11 protein-coding genes and 1 tRNA gene are annotated in these 15,707 nt (G+C 38.4%); all 12 read left to right on the top strand.

The features are described from left to right. Positions 1-5: 5 nt before the first annotated feature. The 12 genes from BW139_RS01910 (at position 6) to BW139_RS01855 (ending at position 15,613) form a co-directional block, all read left to right on the top strand. A tRNA-Asn gene (locus BW139_RS01910) sits at positions 6-82 on the top strand. 170 nt (positions 83-252) lie between these two features. Continuing rightward, entirely contained in the window at positions 253-2,196 is a 1,944-nt protein-coding gene (locus BW139_RS01905; protein WP_076918481.1) for an EAL domain-containing protein, read from the top strand. 244 nt (positions 2,197-2,440) lie between these two features. Beyond that, positions 2,441-3,022, top strand: coding sequence for an electron transport complex subunit RsxA (rsxA, locus tag BW139_RS01900; protein ID WP_008115244.1), 582 nt, complete (start codon positions 2,441-2,443; stop codon positions 3,020-3,022). Between the two features lies 1 nt (position 3,023). Next, entirely contained in the window at positions 3,024-3,578 is a 555-nt protein-coding gene (gene rsxB / locus BW139_RS01895; RefSeq protein WP_008115242.1) for an electron transport complex subunit RsxB, read from the top strand. An 8-nt stretch (positions 3,579-3,586) separates the two neighbouring features. Then, positions 3,587-5,860, top strand: coding sequence for an electron transport complex subunit RsxC (gene rsxC, locus BW139_RS01890; RefSeq protein WP_076918480.1), 2,274 nt, complete (start codon positions 3,587-3,589; stop codon positions 5,858-5,860). Beyond that, positions 5,857-6,915, top strand: a complete 1,059-nt coding sequence (rsxD, locus tag BW139_RS01885) for an electron transport complex subunit RsxD (protein WP_076918479.1) — start codon at positions 5,857-5,859, stop codon at positions 6,913-6,915. Before rsxC ends, rsxD begins: the two co-directional genes overlap by 4 nt. Continuing rightward, entirely contained in the window at positions 6,912-7,550 is a 639-nt protein-coding gene (gene rsxG, locus BW139_RS01880) for an electron transport complex subunit RsxG (protein WP_076918478.1), read from the top strand. The genes rsxD and rsxG overlap by 4 nt, the downstream gene beginning before the upstream one ends. Further along, the gene (locus BW139_RS01875) at positions 7,547-8,245 is read left to right on the top strand and encodes an electron transport complex subunit E (protein WP_076918477.1); all 699 of its coding nucleotides are present in this window, start codon (positions 7,547-7,549) and stop codon (positions 8,243-8,245) included. The genes rsxG and BW139_RS01875 overlap by 4 nt, the downstream gene beginning before the upstream one ends. A 45-nt stretch (positions 8,246-8,290) precedes the next feature. After that, a complete protein-coding gene (gene nth / locus BW139_RS01870; RefSeq protein WP_076918476.1) occupies positions 8,291-8,923 on the top strand; it encodes an endonuclease III in 633 nt (210 codons plus the stop codon). Positions 8,924-9,144: 221 nt separating this feature from the next. After that, the gene (locus tag BW139_RS01865; RefSeq protein WP_076918475.1) at positions 9,145-11,055 is read left to right on the top strand and encodes an aminotransferase class V-fold PLP-dependent enzyme; all 1,911 of its coding nucleotides are present in this window, start codon (positions 9,145-9,147) and stop codon (positions 11,053-11,055) included. Positions 11,056-11,628: 573 nt separating this feature from the next. Next, positions 11,629-13,209 (top strand): PAS domain-containing methyl-accepting chemotaxis protein, encoded by a 1,581-nt coding sequence (locus BW139_RS01860; RefSeq protein ID WP_076918474.1) that lies wholly within the window; start codon positions 11,629-11,631, stop codon positions 13,207-13,209. Position 13,210: 1 nt separating this feature from the next. Continuing rightward, on the top strand, positions 13,211-15,613 hold the full coding sequence (locus BW139_RS01855; protein WP_076918473.1) for an FIST N-terminal domain-containing protein: 2,403 nt from the start codon (positions 13,211-13,213) through the stop codon (positions 15,611-15,613). Positions 15,614-15,707: the final 94 nt, after the last annotated feature.

The raw sequence follows: 15,707 nt of genomic DNA, 5'->3' as shown, positions 1-15,707 counted from the left end.
TTAGTTCCCCCTTAGCTCAGTTGGTTAGAGCGACGGACTGTTAATCCGCAGGTCCCCCGTTCGAGTCGGGGAGGGGGAGCCAATTTACTACACTCCCATAGACATATCCTAAAAATTGCACTACCATTTCTCTTTTAAAACAAAAACTTTTTGCTTATAAAACTAACTATTTGATAACTTTACCTATCAAGCTATAATTAGTTTAATAATCATGAGGTTGTGTCCTCCCCTTTGACATATAAAGATTAAACAATGGCAGCTTTTAAAAAACTTATTTTTATACAACTGATGGCTTGGTTGATTCTTGTAACCGCTGGCTGTTACTTTATAAGCCAAAATTTTGATAGCGCTATCGGTAATGCGCAAAAAAATGCACAAGCTACTGTTGAGCAATACATTAAAAACTTATCCGCAACTGACATTTCTGCTGATAACTTAAAAAGCACACTTGCAACCAGTGAAACATTTTCACGTTTTACTCTACGTGATTATCAAGGCGCAGAAGTGTTTTCAATTAGCAACACACCCAAGCTGCCTTTTATTGCTGAGCTTATTCAATCTAACTACAACTCGGTACGCCCTCAGTACGCCACTAATAATAATGCCGATATAAAAGTTGAATTTAAATTAAACATTGCTTACTTGGCTGATCAGTTTCAAACCGCATTTTTTATTGTATTTGCTATAAGCACCCTACTCGCGTTGATCCCAGTTATATTAATGAAGTCTATTGTTGAACACATTAATACCAATGTGTGCATGGGCGTTGCAGATGTTATTGACATATATATTAATCAAAACCAACTCAGTGATGATTTCGCAACTAAATTTGATTCTAGCCAATTAGAAAAATTAGGAAAAAATTTAATCCCCAGTTTTAATCGTTTATCGTACTTTTTAAAAAATAAAAACGACGATATTAAAACCGCCGCTCACACTATTAAGCGCGAAGCATATAAAGATGGCATTACTGATTTAGGTAATCGCAACATGTTTGTTGATTACTATGAAAAGCATATTGAAAACACTGAAGTGAGTACTTTTGGCTCATTGGCATTGGTGCGCTGTAGCGAGCTACAGTCAATTAATCAAAGCCGTGGCTATCAAAAAGGCGATGAATATATTAAAGCTGTTGCTGATATTATAAAAAGTATTAGCGGTACCTATACCAGCAGCCAGGTATTTCGAGTAAACAGCTCTGACTTCATAATTATACTGCCAAACACCCCACTAAAAGAAGCCGAGAGATTTGGTGAAAACCTACAATCTCGGTTTACGCAATACATGCAAAACCAAGAACTTAGCTCGGTTGCAAACACGGGGATTGTCGGTTATGAAAAAGCCAAACCACTAGGCGAACTGCTCTCTATTGTTGATAATGCAATGAGTATGGCGCAGTCAAAACAAGTTAATGCATGGCACGTACAACGCGATACTGATTTATCCAATAATGTAAGCGCAGGTTTTGGTAATCAAAACTGGCGCAAAGTGATTAATGAAGTTATTGAATCTCGAAGTGTGCATTTAGTAATGCAAAATATCATGCCTTTGGGCAAAAGCATTAAAGCCTATGCTGAAATTCAAGCCCGCTTTAAAACAGAAGAAAATCAAGCTTTGCCTACCGCTTCATTTTTAGCGATGGCTGAAAAGCTCGATATGGCCATTGAAATTGATAAGTTAATAATAGAATCGTCATTAGAAAGAATAAAATCGAGTAATTTATCTGAAAAATATTTTGGCTTAAATATTACTCCTTCAAGCGCGCACAGTGACCAATTTATGATTTGGTTAGAGCGTCGCTTACTTAAAGATACCCATATTGCTTCTAAGTTAATTTTTGAGGTGAGTGAATTTGGTCTGCAACAAAACATTAAAGCAAGCAAACGCTTTATTGACATGGTGCATCGCGTTGGTGCCAGAATTACTGTTGAACGCTTTGGTGTAGGACTCACCTCATTTAAGTTTTTCAGAGACTTAAAACCAGACTTTATTAAAATGGATGCAAGCTATACCAGAGGTTTAGAGGACGATAAAAACAATCAATACTTTATGCGTTTAATGGTCGACCTCGCTCATAGAATTGGCGTTAGTGTTTTTGCAGAGGGCGTTGAAAGCCAAGAAGAAAAGCATATTGTAGAAACCCTATGCCTTGATGGTGTCCAAGGTTACTATATTGAAAAGCCTAAAGACATCTAACTAATTACCCTATTTAATAATAAAAAAGAGCATTTATGCTCTTTTTTACTTTTTAAAGTGTGCTTTTATGACTGTTCAGCCGTTAAAATGCTGACAGTTTTTTAATTGCAAACACCCTTAAATTTAACCCTTTACAATTAGCCCATTATTTAACGTTGTTTATTTAACTGATAATCACTCAACGTGTTGTTAATCGCAGTAGAAAAAAGGATAATACACGGGATTTTATTAGCGTGAGGCACACATGACAGAATACGTCTTGTTATTAATTGGAACAGTGTTAGTTAACAACTTTGTATTAGTACAATTTTTAGGCCTTTGCCCGTTTATGGGTGTATCAGGAAAACTTGATACAGCCATAGGTATGTCTTTAGCAACTACCTTTGTGCTAACGCTTGCCTCTGTGACCAGTTATTTAGTAAACGAGTATATTTTATTACCACTAGATATCACCTACCTGAAAACAATGAGCTTTATTTTAGTTATTGCAGTGGTTGTTCAATTTACTGAAATGGTTGTTAGAAAAACCAGTCCAACGCTATATCGTTTATTGGGAATATTTTTACCTTTAATAACGACTAACTGTGCAGTACTCGGTGTTGCTTTATTAAATATCAAAGAAGATCACACCTTTTTACAATCTGCCGTCTATGGGTTTGGTGCCGCAGTGGGTTTTTCATTAGTTTTAGTTTTATTTGCGGCATTACGCGAACGCCTAGCCGCAGCAGATGTTCCCACTCCATTTAAAGGTGCTTCAATCGCAATGATCACGGCAGGTTTAATGTCAATGGCCTTTATGGGTTTTACTGGATTAGTGAAGTTTTAATATGACCTTGTTGTACGCTTTAATAGCGCTGGGTTTACTGGCGTTAATTTTCGGATTAATTTTAGGATTTGCAGCCGTACGTTTTCGAGTTGAGGGTAATCCTGTAGTAGAGCAAATCGATACCATTTTGCCACAAACACAATGTGGTCAATGTGGTTATCCTGGTTGTCGCCCTTATGCAGAAGCCATTGCCAATGGCGATGAAATAAACAAGTGCCCACCCGGTGGTGATGCGACAGTTAAAAAGTTGGCTGATTTGATGGGTGTTGAGGCTAAACCTCTAGCCGGCGGCGAACAAGCCGAGCCAGTTAAAACAGTGGCCTACATTCGCGAAGATGAATGTATTGGTTGTACCAAATGTATTCAAGCCTGCCCTGTTGATGCCATTGTTGGTGCAACCCGACAAATGCACACCGTTCTAATTGACGAATGTACAGGCTGTGACTTGTGCGTTGAACCTTGTCCGGTCGATTGTATTGACATGCTACCAGTTGCACCAACAAAACAAACTTGGAAATGGCAACTAGACGCTATTCCTGTTACCCAAATAGATTAGAGGTTTGAGTGGAAAAGTTACTTGAACAAATAAAAAAAGGCACCGTTTGGGCATTTCCTGGCGGCGTACATCCTCCGCAGCAAAAGTCATTATCTAATAATGCGCCTATTGCGCGCCTTCCTTTGCCTGAAAAACTCGTTCTACCTTTAAAGCAGCATATTGGCGCTAGCGGCAAGTTAATTGTAGAAAAAAGCCAGCACGTATTAAAAGGTCAACCATTAACAAAGCCTTCTGCTAACTGGTCGGTACCCGTGCATGCACCGACTTCAGGTACTATTACTGATATAACGCCTATGCCATCAGCGCACCCTTCTGCCTTGCCTGAATTAAGCATTATTATTGAACCCGATGGCAAGGATACCTGGTGTGAATTATCGCCTTTAGCAAACCCAGCCACTGCATCACACGATGAACTGGTTGATGTTATTCATAATGCGGGTATTTCTGGCATGGGAGGCGCAGGTTTTCCAACCTACGTTAAAGCAGATATTAAGCAGCCGATTGAGTTTTTAATCGTGAACGCGGTTGAGTGTGAACCTTACATTACTGCTGACGATACCTTAATGCGTGAACATGCCGCTGAAATAGTCAAAGGTATTGAGCTCATGCAACAACTGCTCAATCCGACGCTGTGTATTATTGGTATTGAAGATAATAAGCCCGAGGCTATCACAGCCATGACAGAAGCGGCGAAGCATAACGAGCATATTTTAATACAAACCGTGCCTACTATTTATCCTTCTGGCGGTGAAAAACAACTCATAAAACTGCTGACAAACCGTGAAGTACCTAATGGTGGCATTCCTGCAGATATCGGTATTTTAGTGTATAACACAGGTACTTTATTTGCGATACAGCAAGCTGTATACGAAGGCAAACCGTTAATTGAACGTGTAGTTACCGTTACCGGCAATACCATACATAATCCAGGTAATGTATGGGCGCTATTAGGTACTGAAATAAAACATTTACTGGATTGCCAAGGTTTTTCACCCGTACCACAACAGCGTGTCGTTATGGGCGGACCTATGATGGGCTTTACCTTACCCACGGTTCGAATTGGCGTTGTTAAAACAACAAACTGTATACTTGCTCCAGATCATAAAGAATTAGCAGAGCCAGGCCCAGAAAAAGCCTGTATTCGCTGTAGTGCTTGTGCAGATGCGTGCCCTGCCTCATTGTTACCACAGCAGTTACAGTGGTTTGCTAAATCAAAAGAATACGACAAACTCCAAGAACATAACTTATTTGATTGTATTGAATGTGGCGCGTGTGCCTATGTTTGCCCTAGTGAAATACCACTCGTTCAGTACTACCGTGTAGCAAAAGTTGAGATTAAAGAGCAAATTGCCGAGAAGATAAAATCTGATCGTGCTAAAGAACGCTTTGATGCACGTAAAGCGCGTTTAGAGCAAGAACAAGCTGAGCGAAAAAATCGACACAAACGTAAGCCTGCAGCTAAATCTACCGAAGAACAGCAAAAAGTAGCCGATGCCCTTGCCCGCGTTAAAGATAAAACCAGCGGTGGTGACAATAAATCAGCTGTAGCAGCGGCAATTGCGCGTGCCAAAGCTAAAAAGCAAGGTGACGAACTCGAGCCAGATAACAGTGAAGTTGCAAAAGAACGCGCAGCACGTAAAGAGCAAGCTCGCCTTTATAAAGAGCAAAAAGCACAAAATAATGGTGATGACGAAGCTGTAGATGACAAAAAGTCAGCAGTTGCAGCCGCTATTGCCCGCGCTAAAGCTAAAAAGGCAGCACAAGCTAATGAGCAAGCACCAAGCGATGACACTGCAGGTGAATCACCTGTCGCCGCAGATGATAAAAAAGCCGCCGTTGCTGCGGCTATTGCCCGCGCTAAAGCCAAAAAAGCAGCACAAGCTAATGAGCAAGCAGCAGCTGATAACACAGCAAGTGAATTACCTGACGCTGCCGATGATAAAAAAGCTGCCGTTGCTGCGGCTATTGCCCGCGCTAAAGCCAAAAAAGCAGAACAAGCTAATGAGCAAGCAGCAGCTGATAACACAGCAAGTGAATTACCTGACGCTGCCGATGATAAAAAAGCCGCCGTGGCTGCGGCTATTGCCCGTGCTAAAGCTAAAAAAGCAGCGCAAGCTAATGAATTAGCAAAACAAAGTGAAAACGCTGAGCCACAAAGCAACGATGAATCTTCAGAAGATTCACAGCAAACTGCTCAAGAAAAAAAGAAAGCCGCCGTAGCCGCGGCTATTGCTCGTGCTAAAGCCAAAAAGCAACAAAAAGAAGGAAACGATCAGTCATGAAACTAACCATGGCCAGCTCACCCCACAATCATAGTCACAAGTCTGTGACACGGTTAATGTTAACTGTGATTGCGGCTTGTATTCCTGGTGTTATTGCACAAGTTGTATTTTTTGGCACCGGTGTCCTTATCCAATTATTATTAGCGTTAGTGTGTGTAAGCGCGTTTGAAGCAGCCTTTATGTTAATGCGTAAGCGCCCTATTTGGCCTGCATTAAGCGATGGCAGTGCATGGCTTACCGGTGTGTTATTGGCAATAAGTATTCCGCCTTTAGCGCCTTGGTGGATTATTGTTATAGGGTGTTTGTTTGCTATTGTTATTGTTAAACAGTTATATGGTGGCTTAGGATTTAACTTATTTAACCCCGCAATGGCAGCCTACGTGCTTTTATTAGTGTCGTTCCCTGTGCAAATGACTGCTTGGTTACCCGTTACAGAATTACTTAATACGGGCATTACTTTTAGCCAACAACTAAGCCTAATATTTAGTGACTTTACTGCATTAGGATACAGTTTAGATCAGCTTCGAGTCACAATAGACGGCAGTACAATGGCTACCCCACTTGATACCTTAAAAACAGATATTGCTCATGGGCTAACGGTGACAGAGAGCATGCAAAAGCCTATTTTCAATGAATGGGCTGGCCTAGGTTGGGGATGGGTTAACTTAGCCTTTTTACTTGGCGGCCTTTACCTGTTAAAAACAAAAGTAATTAACTGGCATATACCAGTGAGCTTTATTGTAAGCTTAAGCCTATGCGCAGCAATTGGTTATATTGCCTCGCCTGGTACAGAGCCGGGTGTAGTGTTTCACTTATTTAGTGGTGCGACTATGCTGGGGGCCTTTTTTATCGCTACCGATCCTGTATCAGCTGCAACTACTAATCGAGGTCGCCTTATTTATGGTGCAGCAATTGGTTTAATTGTTTATTTAATTCGCACCTTTGGTGGTTTTCCTGATGCAGTTGCATTTGGGGTGTTGCTAATAAACATAGCGGTACCGCTTATCGATTACTATACACAACCAAGAACCTATGGCCATGGAGCAGTAAAATGATTATTTCTTCAATGGTAAAAAATGGCGCAATATTGTGTGGGTTTGCGTTACTAACAACTGGACTCGTTGCCACAATTAATACACTTACCGCTGATAAAATTGCAGAGCAAGAGCAATTGCAATTAACTAATCAGCTTCAAGAAGTATTGCCGCATTCCGAATACAGCAATGAGCTATCGCAAGATTGTGTAATTATATCTGATCCATTACTAGGGCCATACGATAACCAAGTTATTTATCGTGCCCGAAAAGATAACGAACCTGTGGCATTAGTCATTCGTCATGTCACCCCTAGCGGCTACAGTGGTGATATAAACTTACTCAGTGCAGTATATCGCGATGGTACCATTGCGGGTGTAAGGGTAACCAAACATGAAGAAACGCCAGGTTTAGGTGATAAAGTTGAAGTAAAAAAATCAGACTGGATCACCACATTTAATGCAAAAACAGTACAAAGCGAAAGCGACAATCGTTGGGCCGTTAAAAAAGACGGCGGCCAGTTTGATCAGTTTACTGGCGCTACAATTACACCTCGTGCCGTTGTAGGCTCAGTCAAAAACGCGGTACTTTATGCACAAGATAACTTTGATGCTCTGTTCGCAGCAGCAAACGCATGCCCAGAGGTAACGCCATGAGCGAATTAAAAACCCTTTACAAAGAAGGCTTATGGAGAAATAACCCCGCCTTGGTACAGTTATTAGGTTTATGCCCTTTACTCGCTGTTACCTCTACAATTACTAATGCGCTAGGTTTAGGCTTAGCAACCTTATTGGTATTAGTGGGCTCTAATATTACCGTATCAATAGTGCGTAACTGGGTACCTAAAGATATTAGAATACCTGTATTTGTGATGATCATTGCCGGTTTTGTAACAATAGTGCAGCTGTTAATGAACGCTTACACTTTTGGCCTCTACCAATCTTTAGGGATTTTCATCCCGTTAATTGTAACCAACTGCGCCATTATTGGCCGTGCAGAAGCGTTTGCCTCAAAAAACCCAGTACATTTATCTGCCTTTGATGGCTTAATGATGGGCTTAGGCTTTATGTTGGTTCTGGTTGTACTTGGCGCTATGCGAGAGCTGATTGGGCAAGGTACATTATTTGATGGTGCCGATTTATTACTCGGGCCTTGGGCTGCTATATTGCGCATTGAAGTGTTTACCTTTGATAGTCAGCTTTTACTGGCCATTTTACCACCGGGCGCATTCTTAGGGCTTGGGCTGCTAATTGCCGCTAAAAACGTCATTGATGCACAAATAAAATCAAAGCAAGTCGCACCGCCAGAAGCTGAAAAAGGCCCTCGAGCGCGTGTTACTAGCTTAACTTAAGGGGAAAACGCATTAATTTAATAAAGCTAATGCGTTTTAAGTTACATGAATAAAGAAAAACGTCACCAAATACTTACTCGCTTACGCGACGACAATCCACATCCTGAAACGGAGCTTGAATATTCAAGCCCGTTTGAGTTACTAGTTGCCGTTACGCTCTCAGCACAAGCCACCGATGTTGGGGTAAATAAAGCCACTCGTAAATTATTTCCGGTTGCTAATACGCCACAAGCCATTTTAGATATTGGCCACGACACACTGCGTGATTACATAAAAACCATTGGGTTATTTAATTCAAAGGCTGCCAATGTTTATAAAATGTGCCAAATATTGGTAGATCAGCATAACGGTGAAGTGCCAGAAAATCGTGAAGCCCTAGAAGCCCTCCCTGGCGTGGGCCGTAAAACTGCTAACGTAGTATTAAATACAGCCTTCGGCTGGCCGACAATCGCTGTAGATACGCACATATTCCGTGTATCAAACCGTACCAAGCTGGCTATGGGCAAAGACGTGGTTGCTGTTGAGCAAAAGCTCGAAAAAGTGATCCCCAAAGAATTTAAAGTCGATGTACACCACTGGCTGATACTGCATGGCCGCTATACCTGTGTAGCCCGAAAACCTATGTGTGGTAGCTGTATTATTGAAGACTTGTGTGAGTTTAAAGATAAAACTGAGTAGCCATTTGACAAGTGTTCCTTTGCTAATGCATTCTATTTCTTGATGTAGGTGCCAAACTTTGGCACCTTGCACTTTTCTATACTACAAATTTATTAAATAAACGCCTATACCTGCCCCCTTGCGAAAAGCAATTATTAGAACATTTTCAAAGTATTAATTTCACAAGTCTCACTCCTTTAGTTATGCTATTGAGCATTATAAAATTATAGTGCGAACCCTCTATGTTACCGTTACTTCGTATATTACTAATTGAGCAAGACCCTACCACCTTAAACGAGCTTTCGACGAATCTGTCGAAAACAATTCCTAATTTCGAGCGAAGCGATATTCACATTGACATTATTGAACGCCTTGAACTTAAACAAGCATTAGAGTGCGTAGAAGAAGATGGTGATATTCAGGCCGTTGTACTGAGTTGGGATGTACAAAACAAGGTTGGTGAGAGAACCTATAGTCGCTTTATCGAGCAGTTAAAAGGGATCCGCCTTGAGTTACCCGTTTATGTTATCGGAGATGATACAGAGGGGCTGGAAATCGTTAATGAGTCGGAGGAGATTGAGTCATTTTTCTTTAAAGATGAGGTGATTTCTGATCCTGAGGCAATTTTAGGCTATATGATCAATGACTTCGATGACCGCTCAGAAACGCCATTTTGGACAGCGTATCGCCGATATGTTGGCGAGTCGAACGATTCATGGCACACACCGGGTCACAGTGGCGGTTCTAGTTTTAGAAACTCCCCTTATATCAAAGATTTTTATCAGTTTTATGGCCGTAATGTGTTTGTGGGCGACTTGTCGGTGTCGGTTGATTCGTTAGGCTCATTATCAGATAGCACCAATACTATTGGCCGGGCTCAAGAGTCAGCCGCTGCGACGTTTGAAGTTAAGCATACTTATTTTGTTACCAATGGCTCGTCTACTTCGAATAAAATCATCTTGCAGACACTGCTGCGCAAAGGCGACAAAGTGATCATCGATCGAAATTGCCATAAATCGGTACACTATGGCATTTTACAATCAGCCAGTTTACCCATTTATTTATCGAGTATTTTAAACCCTAAATATGGTATTTTTGCACCACCGTCGTTGGCTGATATAAAACAAACAATTGAGCAAAATACCGATGCGAAATTACTTGTGCTAACAGGGTGTACTTACGATGGACTACTGAGCGATTTGAAACAGGTAGTCGAGTTTGCTCATCAACATGGTATTAAGGTGTTTATCGACGAAGCGTGGTTTGCTTACTCGCTGTTTCATCCAAGTTTACGTTATTACTCTGCGATTCATGCTGGGGCCGATTATGTTACTCATTCAGCGCATAAAGTAGTGTCGGCATTTTCTCAAGCGTCTTATATCCATGTTAACGATCCTGATTTTGATGCTGACTTCTTTAGAGAGATTTATAGTATTTATGCCAGTACATCGCCGAAATATCAGCTTATCGCTTCTCTTGATGTGTGCCAAAAGCAATTGGAGATGGAAGGCTACAAGCTACTCAATGCCTTGTTAAACCATGTAGACGAATTCAAGCAACAGATGGCGTCGCTCAAACATATTAAAGTGCTGGGTAAGCAAGAGTTTATGGAAATATTCCCACACTTTAGTGGCGACAATATGGGTCATGACCCGCTAAAAATTCTCATCGACATTAGCGAATTACCCTATTCATTAAAAGATATTCATAAGTATCTGCTTGATGAAATTGGCCTAGAAATAGAAAAATACACCCACAGTACTATTTTGGTGTTACTAACCCTTGGCGGCACGCGTTCAAAGATCATTCGTTTATACAATGCATTGAAAAAACTCGATAGCGGCAAGGTTAAACTAGCCACATCAACGCGACGTTCTCGCTTGCCGGAAAATTTACCGGCCATAAACTTAGCCTGTATTCCAAGCGAAGCATTCTATGGCGAGCGCGAATCGGTGCCTATTAGTAAAAGCAATAACCGCATTTGTGCCGGTTTAGTTACGCCCTACCCGCCAGGCATTCCACTTTTGGTTCCGGGGCAGCATATTACACAAGAGCATATAGACTATCTTAAAGAATTGGCAGGACAAGGATTAACGATTCAGGGCAGTTTTGATGGCGAAATATATGTTCTTAAAGGTAAAGTTGAGAAGTAAAGAATTGTCTTAAAATCCATAAAAACACTATTCTAACGGCAGCGTCTAAAGGCGCTGCTGTGAATAATTAGAGACCCAAAAACATTTACCCTAGTTTGTTATCTTAACGCCTATATTTTAATTTTTTAATCGCATAAATAAAAAATTAGTCTATTTAATATTAGCTATTACTTTATAAAACAGAAATACTTCAAATATTTATGATGACCATTCTTAAAGAATCGCAACAGAGATACAACAATAACAAAGGTACATAAACACTAAAAAATCGTAGCAAAAGCCGAAAAAGGAAGGCAGCTATGTTATTAAAAAGCTTGTGAAAAATTAAGAAAAAAAGAATTACATAAACAATTACCTAGTAATCTTTCGTCTAACCCTTTTCACATATTATAAAACCATCAAAAAACAATAGCTCTTAAGTACTATCCTTTTTTGTTTAAATTCAACTCAACTTTGTTGCAAAAGTCTAAGTAGTCATTTACATTCACAAATAACCACAATAAAAATATGGTTATTTGTTTTTTTGCAATAAATAGCTGTCTTAAATAAAAATAATAAAAGAATGGATACTTTATGAGAAAAAATTTACCAATAACAAATACAGAGGTAACGTTTCCTTTATCTGCAAATATTTTATCTACCACCAATTTACAGGGAAAGATCACCTATATAAACCAAGACTTTATAGATATAAGCGGGTTTAATGAAAATGAACTTCTTGAACAAAATCATAATATCGTAAGACACCCCGATATGCCTGAAGAAGCATTTAAAATGTTTTGGTCTGACTTAAAAGCAGAAAAATCTTGGATGGGTATTGTAAAAAACCGCTGCAAAAATGGTGATCATTACTGGGTAGATGCATATGCAACACCAATAAAAAACAATGGTAAAGTCAAAGAATTTCAGTCCGTTCGAAGAAAAGCAAAGCCCGAATATATAGAACGTGCGAAAAAGCTTTATACCGCGTTAAATGAAAATAAAACTTTTAAAAAAATAAATAGTGACTTATCTATTTGGCTAAAGTTAACCATTGTTTTCCTATTAAATTTAACACTGCCACTTTTAGTAAATATTATATTTAACTCACAAAGCTTATTTATTATGTCTTCATTATTAACCGGTGGAATGTTTTTATTAGCTTTATTTACTTTATCTAAGCCATTAAGAAATACGTTGAAACAAATAAAAAAAATAACTGACGATAAAGTTGCTCGGTATATTTTTACTGGGCGATCTGATGAGGCTGGTTCAATTCTTCTCGCAATTAAAAAGTTGGAATCAGAGAATGCAGCACTAATTGGTAGAATCAATGATATGTCTTCAACCTTAAGTGATAGTACTCAAAATCTCAGTGTAGCTGTAACACAATCTGAAAATGGCACATTACGACAGTTTGAACAAATAGAGTTAGCTTCCACAGCAATAGAGCAGATGACAGCAAGTATTAAAAGTGTTGCTGATAATGCAAATGAAACGTCTGAAGCCTCAGTGAAAGGTGTTGAAATTACCAATAAAGGTAAGAGGATAATAGATGAAAATGAGCATACTATTTCAGAGCTTAAAACACTTATAAATTCTGCAGCTGTGATTATTAATGAGGTATCACAAAGTAGTAATGAAATTGAAAGTATCCTTGAAGTTATTCTAAACATAGCAGATCAAACCAACCTATTAGCGTTAAATGCTGCAATAGAGGCTGCAAGAGCTGGTGAACAGGGACGTGGGTTTGCCGTAGTTGCTGATGAAGTACGTTCTTTAGCAAATAGAACTCAGGATTCGAGTAAAGAAATCAGCAATGTGATAGAAAAATTACAAAATGGGGTCTTACAAGCAGTCGAAGCAATGGAAATTGGTGAGTCGGCTGCTGAAAAAAGTGTACTTAAGAGCCAGCAAACAGCAGAAACACTCGAACAAATCATTCAAGCAATTAACGCTATTTCTAAAATGAGCGAACAAACAGCGAAAACTGTTTTTGAGCAAACACAAGTATCAAATACCATTAGTGAAAATGTGATTACCATTAAGGTTAATGCACAAGAAAATTTAGAGGCCGTTAAACTAAGTAGTAAAACAACTGACGATACATTAAGGATCATCAAAGGGTTAGATCAACTAACTAATCAATTTTGGGAATCACAACAGGGAATATGACATGCTGCAGTTATCACATAGTTATTCATCTGATGAAAGTTTATATCGTTTTATTGAAGAGCATTCACTGGAATCCTATAAAGGAATAATACAAATTTTTTCAGGAGTCTCTCTAGAAACAGTTAAAAATGTTCAGCAAGAATTAAAATGTAGGTTACCACTATTTACTATTATCGGTGCCTCCACTGCAGGGGAAATAATTAATGGAAAAAATTATGATGATAAACTTGTAATTAGCTTTCTTATTTTTGAAAAAAATACGTTTGCAAAACCATTTTCAACCTCTCTTTCGCTTGATAAAAAAACTCAAGCTACATTAATGCTAATTGCACAAGAGAAGCCTAAAGCAGTTATTTTCTTCGCAAACCCCTTAGATGGTAGCCCCGATGAAGTTTTAGATAGTTTTCATAAACAATTACCAAACTGCGTAATTGCTGGTGGAAATGCAGCCGATAATATTGAATTTGTTGGAACATATACATTAATTGAAGAAAAAGTTTATCAACAAGGTTTAGTTGGGGTAGCAATATACGGTGATGACATTCAAGCCTGTCAATACCGTACTACAGGCTGGCAGCCAATAGGGCAATCCTTCAAGGTAACACATGCTAAAAGTAATATTCTCTACGAGCTTGATGATAAACCTATATTAGAGATCTATAAAAAATATTTAGGTGAGCATATAACTGAAGATTTTCCTAATTCTGTAATTGAATTTCCTCTTATGATAAGAAAAGGAGAGCAATCTATTTTAAGAGCTCCTGTGGGTATGACTCACGATAAAAAAGGAGTTATTCTCGCTGGTGATATTGTTAATGGAGATACAGTCACATTTTCATTTGCTGATGGGCAATCATTAGTAAATTTAACTAAAAACCTTAAACACATCACAGATACAACTATGTTTATTTATTCTTGTGCAGCAAGAAAAATATACCTAAATGAACATATTCAGAATGAAATCTTTAAGCTAGGTAGTAGAAATGATGCTACCGGTGCATTTTTTTATGGCGAGTATTGTAGTCTGGACAACGAGCTTTCGGTGCTTAACTTATCAACTACATTACTTTTTTTATCAGAAAAAAAGCCATTAATTGAGTTGGAGTTTGAAAACCATCAAAGTAAAATATGCACTCCCAATGCACTAAATACACTTGCTCATCTTGCAACGACAACAGGTAAAGAATTAAATGATGCATTTAGTTTTTTGGAACAACATCAATATGCTGTAGACCAAAGCTCGATAGTATCAATTACCGACGTAAATGGTGTAATAGTTTATGTTAATAAGAAATTTGAAGATGTGAGTGGCTATAACGCTTATGAATTAGTAGGTAATACACATCAAATTATAAAACACCCCAGCACATCCCAAAAAGTATTCAAAAGTTTATGGCGAACTATCACTAAAAAAAAATCTTGGCATGGTTTAATTAGAAATAAAAAGAAAGACGGATCGTCTTACTTTGTAAAAACAGTAATTGTCCCTATCCTAAATGAAAAAAAACAGGTTCAGCAATATCTAAGTATTCGTAATGATGTTACGGATATTATGAAAGCTAGAAAAACAATACAAATACAAAATACTGATATACTGACTGGGCTTCCTAATAGAACTCGTCTTAATACTGAAATTAAAAATAATGATATAGAGCAACTCGCTATATTCGATATAAGAAATTTTAAATTATTAAATGACTTCTGGGGCGTAGATTTCGGTGATGCCGTAATAACATACTTATCTAAACTATTTACCGAACAAGCCTCATTATATAATTTCAAAGTTTATAAGTTTAATGGTGCATCTTTTGCGCTAAGATCACTTAGAGTAATTTCAATAAATAATTTTTTATTAATATGTGAAGAATTAAAAGAGAAACTAGAAAGTTTAAAAATACAAATTGACAATAATACCCTAGATATAAGCTTAACGGTTGGAGTCGGTGTCTCTAAAAATAGAATAATCGCTATAACTGAATCCGCTTTATTTGATTCTAAAGCAAACTACTCTTCATCCGTTGTCTTAAAAACGGAGGAAGAACAATCAAGTAATGATATTTATAAATGTATTGAAGAAGTCCGTCTCGCGCTAAAAGAAAAGCGTGTAATCAACCTATATCAGAGATTACAGCCGATACAAAACAAAAAACAATATATTGAAAAATTTGAAGCCTTGGTCAGAATAGATCAAGGTAATGGAAAGTTACTCAGTCCCGGTGTGTTTTTACAGCATATAAAAAAGACATCTCTTTATGGTGATTTAACACGAACTGTTTTATCTAACGCGCTAAAAACAGTAAATAAACTAAACTGCATTATTTCGGTTAATTTATCGATTCAAGATATTCTAGATAAGCAAACTAAAGCGTTCTGTAGTGGCATAGTTAATTTGGCCACCCATTAAGAAAGAAATGTTATGCTAATAAGCATACAAATTTGGGTGAAAAAATGACGAAATTAAAACGCGCAACGTATTCTGCGGCAATCAAATTAGAAAC

Source organism: Pseudoalteromonas sp. SK18, assembly GCF_001974855.1.
Taxonomy (GTDB): Bacteria; Pseudomonadota; Gammaproteobacteria; order Enterobacterales; family Alteromonadaceae; genus Pseudoalteromonas.
The sequence above is the reverse complement of the archived record's forward strand: the minus strand, read 5'-3'. Positions and strand labels throughout refer to the sequence as shown.

What these genes read in the sequence shown, in the direction of transcription:
- BW139_RS01905 (WP_076918481.1), top strand. Translation starts at nt 253, where the DNA reads ATGGCAGCTTTTAAAAAACTTATTTTTATACAACTGATGGCTTGGTTG.
- BW139_RS01865 (WP_076918475.1), top strand. Translation starts at nt 9,145, where the DNA reads ATGTTACCGTTACTTCGTATATTACTAATTGAGCAAGACCCTACCACC.
- rsxD (WP_076918479.1), top strand. Translation starts at nt 5,857, where the DNA reads ATGAAACTAACCATGGCCAGCTCACCCCACAATCATAGTCACAAGTCT.
- rsxG (WP_076918478.1), top strand. Translation starts at nt 6,912, where the DNA reads ATGATTATTTCTTCAATGGTAAAAAATGGCGCAATATTGTGTGGGTTT.
- BW139_RS01855 (WP_076918473.1), top strand. Translation starts at nt 13,211, where the DNA reads ATGCTGCAGTTATCACATAGTTATTCATCTGATGAAAGTTTATATCGT.
- BW139_RS01875 (WP_076918477.1), top strand. Translation starts at nt 7,547, where the DNA reads ATGAGCGAATTAAAAACCCTTTACAAAGAAGGCTTATGGAGAAATAAC.
- rsxA (WP_008115244.1), top strand. Translation starts at nt 2,441, where the DNA reads ATGACAGAATACGTCTTGTTATTAATTGGAACAGTGTTAGTTAACAAC.
- BW139_RS01860 (WP_076918474.1), top strand. Translation starts at nt 11,629, where the DNA reads ATGAGAAAAAATTTACCAATAACAAATACAGAGGTAACGTTTCCTTTA.
- nth (WP_076918476.1), top strand. Translation starts at nt 8,291, where the DNA reads ATGAATAAAGAAAAACGTCACCAAATACTTACTCGCTTACGCGACGAC.
- rsxB (WP_008115242.1), top strand. Translation starts at nt 3,024, where the DNA reads ATGACCTTGTTGTACGCTTTAATAGCGCTGGGTTTACTGGCGTTAATT.